Consider the following 16104-nt stretch of genomic DNA (forward strand, 5'->3'; position numbering starts at 1 on the left):
ACCTCTAATTTTATTAAAAAACTACACAAGAAAATAAAAACCGTCCTAAAAATCACAAAACAAACAAAACTTAGCATTAAAAACTACAGATGCTCACAATGACAACTTATCGAATTGTTTTATTTTATGCTCTTTACTTCATAAAGAGCTTCCTGATATAACTATTTACATCATTACAATATTATTCTTTCTTGTATAAAAGACGATAAATAACTTTTTAACGTTATTTATTGCCACCTTTGTGATCAACTTTTTTAAGAATTTTATTGATGGTTTGGTTATTTACTCTTTTTTATCACGATGATTAATATAGGTTGTTATTATGACATCACAATCACACTCCACTCAGCCGTTGAGTCAACCTACGGCAAGACCTTTAAACCGCAACGACTATAAAACGTTGGGTTTATCCTCACTAGGAGGAACATTGGAGTTCTATGATTTCGTGATCTTCGTGTTCTTTACGAAAACATTGAGCCATTTATTCTTTCCTGGTGATAACGCTTTTATCGCTCAGATGCAGACATTAGGTATTTTTGCTGCCGGTTATCTTGCTCGTCCTTTAGGTGGCATCATTATGGCTCACTATGGCGATATTATCGGCCGTAAACGTATGTTTACCTTAAGTATCTTTTTAATGGCTGTACCTACTTTGGTGATTGGCTTATTACCTACCTATGCCAGCATCGGTGTGGCTGCACCGTTATTACTGTTATTGATGCGTATTATGCAAGGAGCGGCTATCGGTGGTGAAATGCCCGGGGCTTGGGTATTTATTGCCGAACACACCCCGAAACAGCGTTATGGCTTAGGGGTGGGTACCTTAACATCCGGTATTACTGGTGGCATCTTATTAGGCTCTATCGTCGCTATTATTGTACAACGCAGCTATAGCGCTCAAGAAGTGAATGATTTTGCATGGCGAATTCCCTTTATTTTAGGTGGCATATTTGGCTTGATCTCGGTTTATTTACGTCGTTTTTTACAAGAAACACCTATCTTTAAAGAGATGGCGGCTAAAAAAGCCTTAGCACAAGAAATGCCTGTGGTTTCGGTTATCAAAAACCATAAACAAGCCTGCTTAATTACTGCAGCATTAACATGGTCTTTATCTACAGCTATTGTTGTTACTATTTTGATGACACCCAGTGTCATTGTTGAAGGGATCTACAAAATAGACAGAACAACATCGTTAGAAGCTAACTGTGTTGCCACCTTAACGCTGACCTTAGGATGTATCTTCTGGGGCTGGTTGGGTGATAAATTAGGAACCCGTGCATCCATGACCTTATCATGGGGTGGATTAATTGTTACTGCATTCCATTTTTATGGAAGCTTAGATGCCAATATGTCTGGTATCCAATTAGCATTTAACTATGGTTTGATGGGCTTTTTTGTCGGTGCAATTGCCACAACGCCAATTGTGAGTACTAGAGCATTTCCTCCTTCAATTCGTTTTTCTGGCCTCTCTTTTGCTTATAATATGGCCTATGCCGTATTTGGTGGCTTAACGCCAATGTTAACGGGCGCTTGGTTGGAAAAAACGGCAATGGCAGGAGCTTATTATGTTGCAGCTGTTTCTGCATTAGCCATTGTTATCGCATTCTTACCTTTAGCTTATAAAGGCTGGATCGCGGTAAACACCAGCTCACGGGAAAAAGAGATAGCGTTGCAAGTTGATAAAGTCGCTAGTTAATCGTTGCTAGCAAGAAATATTTTACTCTCCTTAGAATTTATTATTCACAACAACACCACCCTAATAGGTGGTGTTGTTGCATCAATATAATTAATCTAATCACTGTAGTTTATCTGAATTTAATCTTGTTATATATCAATCAATTGATAAGATTGTAAAAAAGAAAATTTTCCGCAAAATTGGCCCTATCAAGACATAACAGGACTTGAGATCATTACTGAAACATTACATTTTAAGATCAACGATAATGAGTAGATTTTTATTAGTTTGAAATATGTTTTCCAAAAAGTTTAGCTTGATGAATAATTTCTTGCATTTGTTCACTCATGCGTCCATATTTTTTAAGCGCATCAATAACATTAATATCTTGTTCATCCTCAAAAAAATACATACTCGTTAAAAATGATACTTTTGTTGTTGAGCTTAAACTATCCAATAAAATTAAGATCTCATCTAATCCATCCACTAATCGATTACCATCAAATTGAAAAATAGGTAATCGATATTCTCCTCCCACTTTAACCGCTAATAGTTTATTAGCCTTTAACCGATTATTAATCGTTTGACGTTTTACTCCCAAAATAGCTGCAGCTTGGCTAGCTCTACATGTGCCTCCAAGCTCTTTTAGCCGTTCAGAAAACTTAATAGCGCCTTCGTTTAAACGGGCTATTTTACGTTGTTCTCTTGGTGAAATTGCAGACGAACGTATCAGTTGAGTTTCAAAAATTAACTGAGCCAATTCGTTATCACTCATTTTTAAAGCACTTGCTAAACTTTTCTTCTCTGCTAATTCATTAACCAATTCTTTTGTAAGAACAGTCATTCTTTCTAGAACAGCCACTCTCTCTACCGATAATTGTTGTGATGTTCGTTTTTGTATTACGCTGTTCATACCCACCTCTCTTTTACATTTTATTCATTATATAGTGAGTAAAGTGTATAAAACAAGTATAAATAAAAAACAACATTATCAAGTACTATAGATATTTTTTGTTAAAATTAACTTTATTTTTAAATAGATATAAAAAAGGATGCCCTAGAGCATCCTTTTATTGTCAGACAATAAATTTCACATATTACTGTGTCATTTTACTCAGCATAGGGGCAGTAAATAGCATTAACAGTGCAATAACACCTGTTACGATACCTATTTGTAAAAATACACTGCTATATATTTCTAATGAAGCGTGTGCATTTTGTACGTCTTCAGGAACAGCCATTAAGCTTGCCACTTTACCAGCAATAATTGCAGCTGCCGCAGATGTTAAGAACCATGCGCCCATAATAAAGCCCATTAAACGCTGTGGCACTAGTTGGGCCACCATCGCAAGACCTAATCCTGAGATCATCAGCTCACCAATACTTTGAAAGCCATAACTGGCAACAAGCCACCATGATGAAACGATACCGGCTTCATTTGCCATACTCGCCCCCAATGGTAATACTAAGAATGCAGTTGCACTCAAAAACATTCCCACTGTGAATTTATAAGGCATGGGTAATTTATCACCCATAAAGTTATATATAGCAGCCAATAATGGACTAGCTAGCATGATCCAAAATGGGTTAAGTGATTGAAATTGCTCTGGCTCAACACTAAAGCCTAAAATAGCGTGTTCAACATTATGGATCGCAAAAAAGTTTAATGATGTTGGCATTTGATCATAAAGAACAAAAAATACCACGGCTTCCACCATCAGTAAGAAAGCGACGATCATTTTACGCCGTGCAACCCCTTTCATCATAAAAGTTTCACGGGCAAAAATCAGGATAATACCTAATGAAATAATCGCTAAAGACCATGTTGCCACTTCATTATTATGTAATAACCACGTTGATACTGCCGTTAAAGCAACAATCCCCACCAGCGTTAATAACAGTTTCAGGTAGTTTAGTGGCTCAAAGTCAGGCCTAGAGCCTTTATCTTTGATCCAACCGCGACATAGCATAAAGTTTGCCAGTGTGATCAACATCCCCACCACACTTAATGCGAAAGCGACATCCCAACCATAATTCGCCGCTAACCATGGTGTCGCTAACATGGATAAAAATGATCCCACATTAATCGACATATAGTACATGGTAAATGCACCATCTAATTGTGGATCATCTTTCTCATAACAGGTGGCTAATAAAGAGGAAGGGTTGGCTTTAAATAAACCATTACCCACCGCAATAGTGGCTAAACCCCAGTAAATCATATCTTTATCATGATCGGAGAAAGCAACCATGGCATAACCAATTGCCAGCACAATAGCCCCTAGGACAATAACCCTTTTTGTCCCGAGAATTTTATCGCCAAGCCAGCCACCAATTGCCACAAAGCCATAAACTAATGCGGTAAATGCGGCAAAAACAGTGATAGCTTCCGCCTCACTCATACCCAGCATTTTAACCAGATAAACGGCCATGATCCCTTGTAAGCCGTAATATCCAAAACGTTCCCATAATTCGATTGAGAAGATGAGATAAAATGCACGAGGCTGTTTAAACGCATTCAGACTCGGTTTCTGTTCATCTTCAGGTGTGTTTGCAGTTGACACTAAAAACCTCTAGTTATTCTATTATGCCCTTATTTTTGGGCTGCTTTTACCAAAAACATTATGATTCAAGACAGAGTTAAAGCGCGGTGTTATTCATACTGAATTGTTATTCTTAATAAAGAGTTCAATACAGAGAAAAACAAGGTTGGCATTCTATCACCGGAAAGAATAATTATCTAAGAATTATAACTAACTATTGCGTTTTATCATAGTTGACGCCATTTGTACAAAATAGTTATGCGTTCAAAAAATCAACAAACAAAATAACTCACTGATTATTAATCATTTATTTTATGCTGGTTTATTCATCATCACTATATAAAAATAAAGTGCGCCGAGATAGCTAGCTAGAAATCGTTTTTCTCTTTATAAAAAAGAGATAACTCCAGCATATTATTGCTAAGTGACAACAACTGATTAGAATATAATCAATAAACACATTCCTTGACTCAATTTTCATATTTCCTCCATTTTTACCCCTAAAGAAATAGGTAGAATGTCATAATTGATTGTGTCATTTCATTTTTTCTCAATTAGCGAGTTGTCAGTAGGATCACCAACGCAATGAATAACAACAAAAAGACCAAAAAAAGATTTTCTCTTATTATCACCCTGCTTATTGTTATCGCTGGCGCTATCGCCTATTGGCAATACTCTTCAAACAACAGCGCACCTCCTGTGAGTAAAGATACCCCTACTGCGAATACACCAAATAGAAGTACAGCTGGCTCAAGACGACCACCGATGCCTCCTGTACAAGTGGCGACATCTGCACAAGAAGATGTGCCGCAATTTTTAACTGCTTTAGGTACAGTGAAAGCCGTCAATAGTGTGACCGTGACAAGCCGTGTGGAAGGGCAATTAATGGCGTTGCATTTCACCGAAGGCCAACAAGTGAATCAAGGCGATTTGTTAGCAGAAATCGACCCACGTCCTTTTGAAGTGCAATTAGCGCAAGCTAAAGGGCAATTGGCAAAAGATCAGGCCACACTGGCAAATGCGCGCCTTGATTTAGCTCGCTACCAAAAACTGGCAAAGACCCATTTGGTTTCACAACAAGAATTAGACAACCAAGCGGCTTTAGTCAAACAGTCTGAAGCCAGTATTAGTATCGATAAAGCAGCAATTAATAATGCACAATTACAATTAACCTATAGCAAAATAACGGCCCCTATTTCAGGACGGGTGGGATTAAAGCAGGTTGATGTCGGTAACTATATTTCTGGTGGCTCATCTACGCCAATTGTCGTTATTAACCAGATGGATCCTGTTGATGTACTCTTTACATTACCAGAGCAAGATCTATCACAGGTTATCTTAGCCCGTAAAAATAGCCCTACATTACCTGTTATTGCATTAGACAGAAATAATAAAATTGAATTAGCACAAGGGACTCTATTTAGTGTTGATAATCAAATTGATGCCACTACAGGGACTATCAAATTAAAAGCCCGTTTTCCTCAACAAGAAAGTACGCTATTTCCCAATCAATTTGTCAATATTCGTTTATATGTCACTACATTAGAAAAAGCGGTAGTGATCCCCAATGCAGCATTACAAATGGGAAATGAAGGACACTTTGTTTGGGTCGTTGATGAGGAAAATAAAGTCAGCAAACTCGCTGTTGAGGTTGCATCACAAAATGCAGATAAAGTTGTCATTGCCTCAGGGTTATCCGCTAATCAACGTGTTGTCACCGATGGTGTGGATAGATTAACGCAAGGTGCCAAAGTCGAGATTGTAACACCGCTGGCACCTAAAGCTAAAACCACTGATCCCGTTGTTGCGGAGAAAGCATAATGAGCGAAAAAATCCCCGCTACAGGTGGTGGGCCATCTCGTTTATTTATTTTACGTCCAGTGGCAACAACGCTGTTTATGGTCGCGATTTTATTAGCAGGAATTGTCGGTTATCGTATGCTGCCAGTGTCTGCATTACCTGAAGTTGATTATCCGACCATTCAAGTCGTCACACTCTATCCTGGGGCAAACCCCGAGGTGATGACCTCTGCGGTAACAGCACCGTTAGAGCGTCAATTTGGACAGATGTCAGGCTTAAAACAGATGTCCTCACAAAGTTCAGGTGGGGCATCAGTCATTACATTGATGTTCCAACTCACATTACCGTTAGATGTCGCAGAGCAAGAAGTACAAGCGGCCATTAATGCAGCAACTAACTTATTACCTACTGATTTACCTTATCCGCCCATTTACAGCAAAGTAAATCCGGCTGATCCGCCAGTGCTAACCTTAGCCGTCACCAGTTCTGTATTGCCGATGACACAGCTACAGGATATGGTAGAAACGCGAATATCGCAGAAAATATCGCAAGTTAACGGCGTTGGTTTAGTCTCTTTAGCCGGCGGACAACGCCCTGCTGTGCGCGTAAAATTGAATGCCCAAGCAGCCGCCTCTTATGGGTTAGATAGTGAAACAATCCGCGTGGCTATTAATAATGCCAATGTTAACTCTGCCAAAGGTAGCCTTGATGGCCCCACTCGCTCGGTAACGTTATCCGCCAACGATCAAATGAAATCATTAGATGATTATCGCAAACTGATTGTTAGCTATAAAAATGGCGCCCCCATCCGCCTTGCCGATATTGCCACCATTGAACAAGCCCCAGAAAATAACCAGCTTGGTGCTTGGGCCAATAATCAACAAGCCATTATTATCAATGTGCAACGCCAACCGGGTGTTAATGTTATTGAAACAACAGATAATATTCGTAATTTATTACCGGATTTAGTGTCTAATTTGCCTAAGTCGGTAAATGTTGAGATCTTAACCGATAGAACCACGACCATTCGGGCATCAGTGAAAGATGTCCAGTTTGAACTGGGCTTGGCGATTGCACTTGTGGTCATGGTTATCTATCTATTTTTACGTAATGGTGTTGCCACTCTTATTCCTAGCATTGCCGTCCCCCTCTCCTTAGTGGGTACTTTTGCGGTGATGTATTTTTGCGGTTTTTCTGTCAATAACCTCACCTTAATGGCACTTACCATTGCGACAGGCTTTGTGGTTGATGATGCCATTGTGGTGATAGAAAATATCTCCCGTTATCTAGAGCGAGGAGATAAGCCGTTAACCGCAGCCTTAAAAGGGGCGGGAGAAATCGGCTTTACTATTATCTCACTGACTTTTTCTTTAATTGCCGTACTGATCCCTCTGTTATTTATGGGAGATATTGTTGGTCGTTTATTTAGAGAGTTTGCCATTACCTTAGCCGTGGCGATTTTAATTTCCGCGGTAGTCTCTTTAACCTTAACGCCGATGATGTGCGCACGCTTACTTAAACCAGAAAGTCAAATTAAGCACAATCGTTTTGAAATGGCTTGTGAGCGCTTTTTTGAAAAGATGATCGCCGTGTATGCGGTTTGGTTAAAACGTGTATTAAATCATCAATGGATAACATTAGGTGTTGCCCTCAGTACATTAGCATTAACAGTTTTGCTCTATCTATTTATCCCTAAAGGCTTTTTCCCTTTACAAGATAATGGGTTACTACAAGGTACAATAGAAACCTCACAATCCATCTCTTATCAAGCGATGGTTGAAAAACAACAACAAGTGGTTGAGAAACTGATTGACGATCCGGCCGTTGAGAATATTGCGAGTTTTGTGGGTATCGATGGCAGTAATGCCACCCTCAATACAGGTCGCTTGCAAATTACCTTAAAACCCCTCGATCAACGTGATTCACGCATTGATGAAATTATTCCTCGTTTACAAGCACGAGTCGCGTCTATTGCAGGTATTACACTCTATTTACAACCCACACAAGACTTAACTATTGATACACAAGTTTCCCGTACTCAATATCAATTTACCTTGCAAGCAACCTCGCTCGATGAGCTTGCCTATTGGGTGCCTAAATTATCACAGGCACTACAAGAGAGTCCGGAACTTACCGACATCAGCAGTGATTGGCAAGCTGATGGGATGATGGCCTATATCAATGTAGATAGAGATTCAGCCAGTCGCTTAGGGATCTCAATGAGTGCCATTGATAATGCGCTGTATAATGCCTTTGGACAGCGACTTATTTCAACGATTTACACCCAAGCAAATCAGTATCGTGTTGTCTTAGAACAGAATATGCACAATAGTGAAGGACTACAGGCACTTTCTGCAGTTCATTTAACCGGCAAAGAGGGTGCTATGGTGCCACTCTTATCTATTGCCTCTGTGGAGCAACGTCTCGCGCCTTTATCTATCAATCACCAAGAGCAATTTCCTGCTACCACATTCTCATTTAATGTCGCGAAAGACGCATCTCTTGAAGCTGCTGTTAATGCCGTTAAGCAAGCAGAAGAGCAAATTGCGATGCCAAAAGATATTACGACACAGTTTCAAGGGGCTACATTAGCTTTTGAAAGCGCCCTTTCCAGCACGCTGTGGCTTATCATTGCGGCCATCGTTGCTATGTATATTGTATTAGGCGTGTTATACGAAAGTTTTATTCACCCAATTACTATTTTATCTACCCTACCTACTGCGGGTGTCGGTGCTTTATTGGCACTGATGGCAGCCGGTAATGAGCTAGATATTATTGCGATTATTGGCATCATTTTGTTGATTGGTATTGTTAAGAAAAATGCCATCATGATGATCGATTTCGCACTGGCCGCTGAAAGAGAACAAGGACTATCTCCTTACGAAGCAATTTATCAAGCTTGTCTGCTACGTTTTCGCCCTATTTTAATGACCACTATGGCTGCGTTATTAGGTGCATTGCCTTTAATGCTAAGCACTGGCGTAGGGGCTGAATTACGCCAACCATTAGGTGTATGCATGGTGGGAGGCTTAATTATGAGTCAAATACTCACCTTATTTACCACCCCGGTTATCTATTTGCTGTTTGATAAGTTATCACTTTACCTTAATCGCCATAAACGCGTTGAACATGATAATGGAGCGATGTCATGAAGCTGTTTGCTCTATTTATTCAACGCCCTGTTGCTACCACACTACTTAGCCTAGCCATTTCTCTTTGTGGTGCGTTAGGTTTTATGTTGTTGCCTGTCGCACCACTGCCACAAGTTGATTATCCGGTCATTAATATTTATGCCTCATTACCAGGGGCATCACCTGAAACGATGGCTTCTTCTGTTGCCACTCCCCTTGAACGCTCCTTAGGGCGTATTGCGGGGATTGATGAGATGACGTCAAGCAGTGCTTTAGGTAGTACCAGTATCACATTAGTTTTTGACTTAAATAAAGATATTAATACCGCAGCTAGAGATGTACAGGCTGCGTTAAATGCCTCACAAAGCCTATTACCTTCAGGTATGCCAAGTCGCCCACGTTATTACAAATCAAATCCTTCTGATGCACCGATTATGATCTTAACGCTGACCTCTGAAACACAAAATACTGGTGAGCTTTATGATCTCGCATCAACACGCTTGGCACAAAAAATCTCGCAAATTGAAGGAGTGAGTGAAGTTTCCGTAGGGGGGGGTTCACTGCCGGCTGTGCGTGTTGCACTCAATCCTGATGCGCTATTTAATCAAAATGTCAGTCTTGATGATGTACGCAAAGCCATTAGTCAATCCAATGTCAGAAGACCACAAGGCTTTATTCATAATGATGAAAATCGTTGGCAGATACAAACTAACGATGAGTTAAGCAAAGCTCAAGATTATCGCCCAATTATTGTGCATTATAATCAAGATGCTATCGTGCGTTTAAGTGATGTTGCCCAAGTGACAGACTCTGTACAAAACGCACGGGCGGCAGGAATGAGTGGTGGTGAACCGGCTATTTTACTGGTTATTCGCCGTGAAGCAGGCGCCAATATCATCGAAACTGTCAACCGCATTCGTGATGAACTCCCCGAATTACGTGAGCTACTCCCTGCCAGTGTCAATTTAAAGGTAGCTCAAGATAGAACTCCCACTATTCGTGCCTCGTTAGCAGAAGTTGAACGCGCATTAGCGATCGCCGTGGCACTGGTTATTTTAGTGGTATTCTTATTTCTACGCTCAGGGCGTGCTACCTTGATCCCCGCTGTTGCCGTACCCGTTTCATTAATTGGTACTTTTTCAGCCATGTATTTATGTGGCTTTAGCTTAAACAATCTATCATTAATGGCATTAACGGTTGCAACCGGCTTTGTCGTGGATGATGCGATTGTCGTACTCGAAAATATCTCTCGCCATATCGAAAATGGCTTAAAACCTAAACAAGCCGCCCTAAAAGGGGTTAGCGAAGTGGGCTTTACAGTACTTTCAATGAGTATTTCATTGGTAGCGGTATTTATTCCTCTCTTGTTGATGGATGGCCTTGTCGGACGACTTTTTAAAGAATTTGCCATTACCTTAACCACCGCAATTGGGATCTCTTTATTTGTCTCCTTAACATTAACCCCAATGATGTGTGCCCATTTATTAAAAGGCATAAAACCCAAAGCACAGTCACATTTACGCGGATTTGGTAAGTTAATTTTTCGCTTACAACAAGGTTACAGTGTCACACTACAAGCGGCATTACGGCATAAACGCTGGATCATGGCTATTTTTATTACCACCTTAGGACTGAATGCTTATTTATATATCAGTGCGCCGAAAACCTTCTTTCCAGATCAAGATACCGGTCGTTTAATGGGGTTTGTACGTGCAGACCAAAGTATTTCATTCCAATCGATGAAAGAAAAAATGACCCGTTTTATGCAGGAGATTAATGCGGATAAGGATGTTGATAGCGTCACGGGATTTACGGGAGGAGGACGTATTAATAGCGGATTTATGTTTATTTCACTTAATCCGCTCTCAGAGCGCACAGATAGTGCAAATCAAGTGATCAATCGCCTTCGTATCAAACTGGCTAATGAACCCGGTGCAACACTATTTTTAATGCCTGTACAAGATGTACGTGCTGGAGGACGCCAAGCCAATGCCAGTTATCAGTTTACTTTACTCGCTGATGATTTAAGTGAATTACGTAAATGGGAGCCATTAATACGTAAAGCGTTAGGCGAATTACCTGAGCTGGTTGATGTCAACTCAGATAAAGAAGATAAAGGTGCCGAAATGGCACTCACTTATGATCGCGATACTATGTCGCAATTAGGCATTAATGTCAGTGATGCCAATAATTTATTGAATAACGCCTTTGGGCAGCGGCAGATCTCTACCATTTATGCCCCGCTAAATCAGTATAAAGTCGTGATGGAAGTGTCTGAACAATATACGCAAGATGTTTCTGCACTGGATAAAATGTATGTGATGAATACACAAGGTGAACGTATTCCATTATCTGCATTTGCCAGTTGGTATCCCGCTAATGCACCTTTAAGTGTTAATCACCAAGGGTTGTCTGCCGCCTCTACCATCGCTTTTAATGTGCCAGAGGGCTATACCTTATCTGATGCCATTAACGCCATTGAGCGAACCATGACAGAGTTAGGTGTACCTAACACGGTACGAGGCACCTTTGCGGGTACAGCGCAAATTTTTCAAGAAACCATTAAGTCACAGCTTATCTTGATCTTAGCGGCTATTGTCACCGTCTATATTGTCCTTGGTGTGCTTTATGAGAGCTATATTCATCCATTGACTATTTTATCCACATTGCCTTCTGCCGGTGTTGGCGCATTATTAGCACTGCGCTTGTTTGATACCCCCTTTAGCTTAATTGCTCTTATTGGCATTATGTTGTTAATTGGTATTGTGAAGAAAAATGCCATTATTATGGTGGATTTTGCGATTACGGCTCAACGAGAAGGAAAACTATCCGCTCAAGAAGCGATTATTCAAGCCAGTTTATTGCGTTTCCGCCCTATTATTATGACTACCTTAGCCGCGCTCTTTGGCGCTTTACCTCTGATGCTAAGTAGTGGTGATGGTGCGGAATTAAGGCAGCCATTAGGCATTACCATTGTTGGTGGCTTACTTATGAGCCAATTATTAACCCTATATACCACTCCGATTATCTATCTGTTTTTTGATGGTGTTCGCCAACGTTGGCAACAGCGACGCCATAACAAAAAAGAGGCAAATGCATGAAATTAAGAAGTAAGCTATTTTTGGTGATCTTCGCGACTTGCATGATAGTGGTATTTGCTATGCATATCGGTATTCGTAGTAGCTTCCAGCAGGGGTTTATTGGCTATATCAAGAAGAACAGTGAACAGCGGGCAACCTTGTTAGCCGAAGCATTAAGCGATCAATATCAATTAACCGGAGATTGGCGTTTTCTTAATCGAGATGATCGCTCTATTTATCAGATACTACGAACCATTGACCAAATAAGTCAAAGTGGTGAAGGCCCTGCCCCTCGAGGATGGCGTACTCAGTTTTGGATCGTCGATAAACAGATGAAACGCTTATTTGGCCATGATAATCAATTTCCCGCAGAAACCTTTAAAAAACCTATTACTTACCATGATGAAATTGTCGGCTGGGTGATTGTCAGTGCAGCGGATAAAATCAGCAACGAAGCAGATATTAGCTTTGATAAGCAACAGTTACGCACCAGTTGGATCATTGCCGGCTTAACGGTGCTTTTTGCGCTATTAATTACGTTAATACTGTCACGCAGCATGATCCGCCCAGTAAAGCGATTAGTGGAGGCAACCCATAAATTAGCCGCTGGCGATTTTGCTGTTCGCGTGACCCCAACCAATAAAGATGAAATCAGCCAGCTAGCAACGGATTTTAATCAACTTGCCAGTACACTGGAAAAAAATGAGCAAATTCGCCGTGATTATATGGCAGATATCTCCCATGAGTTACGTACGCCATTGGCTATCTTAAAAGGAGAGCTTGAAGCGTTACAAGATGGTGTAAGAAAGCCAACTGCAGAAACGTTAAATTCATTACTCTTTGAAGTAACAAATTTAACTAAACTGGTAAACGATCTACATCAGCTATCATTATCTGATAGAGGCTCTTTGACCTATCGTAAGGATTTTATTGATATTAATGAAATTATTTTGTTAGCTGTCGCCTCTTATCGGCATATTTATCAAGCCAAAGAGATTGCTTTACAGACTGATTTAGATGATAACGTCAAACTGATTGTACAAGCTGATCCGGATAGGTTGATCCAACTTTTTCATAATCTATTAGAAAACAGTGTTCGTTATACCAATTCTGGTGGTCAATTGCATATTAGTAGCAAAAGAGAACATAATAATGTGTTGATTGTGTGGGAAGATAGTGCCCCGGGGCTAGATAAAGCACAATATGAAGCGGTATTCCAACGTTTTTATCGGGCCGAAAGCTCTCGTAATCGTTCCAGCGGTGGCTCTGGTTTGGGGCTTGCGATTTGCGAAAATATTGTCGAAGCTCATAATGGTAAAATTACGGCTATGCCATCCGCTATCGGTGGAGTAAAAATACTTATCGTATTACCTGTCTATTCTGAAGATAATTAAATTTTGCTCTATTGATTATACTGAATATTATTGTCCTAATTGATAACTATTGAGCCATATAGACAATGACCACGACCACATCTACATATTCAATTTTAATCGTTGAAGATGAGCCGAAATTGGCACAATTACTTATTGATTATCTTCAAGCATCTGATTATCAAACGCAGTGGCTGGCAGATGGTACTGAGGTTATACAACATATCAAGCAATCTCATTACGATTTAGTCCTGCTTGATCTGATGCTACCGGGTAAAGATGGCATTACCCTATGCAAAGAGTTACGTCAGTTCTCCGATATTCCTATTATTATGGTCACCGCAAAAACAGAAGAAGTAGACCGACTATTAGGGTTGGAAATTGGTGCTGATGATTATATTTGCAAACCTTATAGCCCTCGAGAAGTGGTTGCCCGTGTAAAAACATTATTGCGTCGCTATTATCGGCCACAGGATATTGTGCAAAATAGCGCCTTAGTTATTATTGATGAGCAGGCTTACCAAATTCAATATCATAATAAAATTCTTGATTTAACTACCGCTGAATTTCGTCTTATTAAAGCATTAGCTACACAACCGGGCAAAGTGTTAAGCCGTGACCAGTTAATGGATCATCTGTATGATGATTATCGCATCGTAACCGACCGTACTATTGATAGCCATATAAAAAACTTACGGCGAAAACTTGAGCAACTTAACGATCAAATTGAATTTATTCGTTCAATTTATGGACAAGGCTATCGTTGGGAAACCGCAGCCTATCGTTTTCGATGATATTTTTTCAGGAATACATTGAACCTCGCTACAGTTAAGCGCTAGAATCCTCCCCTTTATGATATACCCTTACCTTTTGTGTAGGGGACTGACTTGAAATCAGAACCAGGAAATTAATCATGTTTACACCCGAATTGCTCTCTCCTGCAGGCTCATTAAAAAATATGCGCTATGCATTCGCTTATGGCGCAGACGCGGTCTATGCAGGTCAGCCTCGCTATAGTTTACGCGTACGTAATAATGAGTTTAATCACGAAAACCTTGCTAAAGGAATACAAGAAGCGCATGAATTAGGTAAACGCTTCTATGTTGTGGTTAACATCGCCCCCCATAATGCAAAATTAAAAACCTTTATCCGTGACTTAAAACCAGTTATTGATATGGGGCCTGATGCGCTGATTATGTCTGATCCGGGTTTGATCATGATGGTGCGTGAAGCTTTCCCTGATATGGATATCCACCTTTCAGTACAAGCTAACGCCGTTAACTGGGCTACCGTAAAATTCTGGCGTCAAATGGGCTTAACTCGCGTTATTCTTTCTCGTGAGCTATCTATTGACGAAATTGCAGAAATTCGTAAACAAGTCCCTGATATGGAGCTTGAAGTCTTCGTTCACGGGGCCTTGTGTATGGCTTATTCGGGTCGTTGCTTATTATCAGGCTATATCAATAAACGTGATCCAAACCAAGGTACATGCACAAATGCCTGCCGTTGGGAATACAAAGTTGAAGAAGGCAAAGAAGATGAAGTGGGGAATATTGTCGAGAAGTACCAACCTATCCCAGTAAAAAATGTTGAGCCAACGTTAGGTGTAGGTGCCCCCACTGATAAAGTGTTCTTAATTGAAGAAGCCAAACGTCCGGGTGAATATATGACGGCGTTCGAAGATGAACACGGTACTTATATTATGAACTCAAAAGATCTGCGCGCTATCGAGCACGTTGAGCAGTTAACTAAGATGGGTGTACATTCACTGAAAATTGAAGGTCGTACTAAATCTTTCTATTATTGCGCACGCACAGCACAGATGTATCGCCGTGCTATTGATGATGCTGTTGCAGGTAAACCTTTCGATCCGACACTGCTGACAACGCTAGAAGGTTTGGCACACCGCGGTTATACCGAAGGTTTTTTACGTCGCCATACCCATGATGCCTACCAAACCTATGAATACGGCTATTCGGTATCAGATACACAACAGTTTGTAGGGGAATTTACAGGTAAACGTGTTAACGGTTTAGCTGAAGTGGATGTTAAAAATAAATTTATCTTAGGTGATAGCTTAGAGCTAATGACACCAACAGGAAATATTCAATTCACTTTAGATGCGTTATTTAATAAAAAACAACAGCCGACAGATGTTGCTCCGGGTAATGGCCATGTGGTTTATTTACCTGTTCCTGACGATGTTGATTTAAACTTTGCACTGCTTATTCGTAATCTGCCAGGAACGACAACCCGTCAACCTCATAAAATTGATGCGGTAGAAGTGAAGTAAATCATCATTATCTGATTTGATGTGGTCAATTTCAAAGATAGATCACATCAATACCTATTCATTTGCCGTATCATCTATTTCGAAAAATAAAGAACTAGAATGAATACAGTAAGACTAGGAACCACCTCCTTGGCAAATCCAATCTCCCTTGGATTTGCCTTTTCTTTTTTTATCCCCCGCTATTTTTATTATTATTTTTTGAGTAACGT

The 16104-nt window shown here is 40.3% G+C and carries 9 protein-coding genes; 7 read left to right on the top strand and 2 right to left on the bottom strand.

Going from position 1 to position 16104, the window contains the following annotated elements; all coding sequences use genetic code 11:
• Positions 1-322 precede the first annotated feature (322 nt).
• Positions 323-1696, top strand: coding sequence for an MFS transporter (locus AACU98_RS00440; protein WP_004248292.1), 1374 nt, complete (start codon positions 323-325; stop codon positions 1694-1696).
• 262 nt (positions 1697-1958) lie between these two features.
• Here the strand turns inward: AACU98_RS00440 and AACU98_RS00445 are convergent, their stop codons facing one another.
• Together AACU98_RS00445 and dtpA are read right to left on the bottom strand one after the other, a co-directional pair.
• Entirely contained in the window at positions 1959-2588 is a 630-nt protein-coding gene (locus AACU98_RS00445; protein WP_004248294.1) for a helix-turn-helix domain-containing protein, read from the bottom strand.
• A 184-nt stretch (positions 2589-2772) separates the two neighbouring features.
• The gene (dtpA, locus tag AACU98_RS00450; RefSeq protein ID WP_004243443.1) at positions 2773-4239 is read right to left on the bottom strand and encodes a dipeptide/tripeptide permease DtpA; all 1467 of its coding nucleotides are present in this window, start codon (positions 4237-4239) and stop codon (positions 2773-2775) included.
• Between the two features lie 564 nt (positions 4240-4803).
• On the opposite strand from dtpA, the gene AACU98_RS00455 reads away from it, so the two are divergent.
• From AACU98_RS00455 to trhP, 6 genes are all read left to right on the top strand, one after another.
• On the top strand, positions 4804-6039 hold the full coding sequence (locus AACU98_RS00455) for an MdtA/MuxA family multidrug efflux RND transporter periplasmic adaptor subunit (protein ID WP_004243444.1): 1236 nt from the start codon (positions 4804-4806) through the stop codon (positions 6037-6039).
• Positions 6039-9170: an MdtB/MuxB family multidrug efflux RND transporter permease subunit gene (locus tag AACU98_RS00460; RefSeq protein WP_049236499.1), complete on the top strand. Its 3132-nt coding sequence runs from the start codon at positions 6039-6041 to the stop codon at positions 9168-9170. Before AACU98_RS00455 ends, AACU98_RS00460 begins: the two co-directional genes overlap by 1 nt.
• Positions 9167-12250: a multidrug efflux RND transporter permease subunit MdtC gene (gene mdtC, locus AACU98_RS00465; protein ID WP_004243447.1), complete on the top strand. Its 3084-nt coding sequence runs from the start codon at positions 9167-9169 to the stop codon at positions 12248-12250. The genes AACU98_RS00460 and mdtC overlap by 4 nt, the downstream gene beginning before the upstream one ends.
• Positions 12247-13623 carry a two-component system sensor histidine kinase BaeS gene (baeS, locus tag AACU98_RS00470; protein ID WP_004243448.1) on the top strand — a complete coding sequence of 459 codons (1377 nt, stop codon included), beginning with the start codon at positions 12247-12249 and terminating at the stop codon, positions 13621-13623. Before mdtC ends, baeS begins: the two co-directional genes overlap by 4 nt.
• Positions 13624-13688: 65 nt before the next feature.
• Complete coding sequence (gene baeR / locus AACU98_RS00475; protein ID WP_004243449.1) at positions 13689-14396, top strand: two-component system response regulator BaeR; 708 nt, start codon at positions 13689-13691, stop codon at positions 14394-14396.
• Between the two features lie 119 nt (positions 14397-14515).
• A complete protein-coding gene (trhP, locus tag AACU98_RS00480; RefSeq protein WP_004243450.1) occupies positions 14516-15895 on the top strand; it encodes a prephenate-dependent tRNA uridine(34) hydroxylase TrhP in 1380 nt (459 codons plus the stop codon).
• The last annotated feature ends 209 nt before the right edge of the window (positions 15896-16104 follow it).

This window comes from Proteus sp. G4380 (assembly GCF_963885725.1).
In the GTDB taxonomy this organism is placed as follows: Bacteria; Pseudomonadota; Gammaproteobacteria; order Enterobacterales; family Enterobacteriaceae; genus Proteus; species Proteus mirabilis.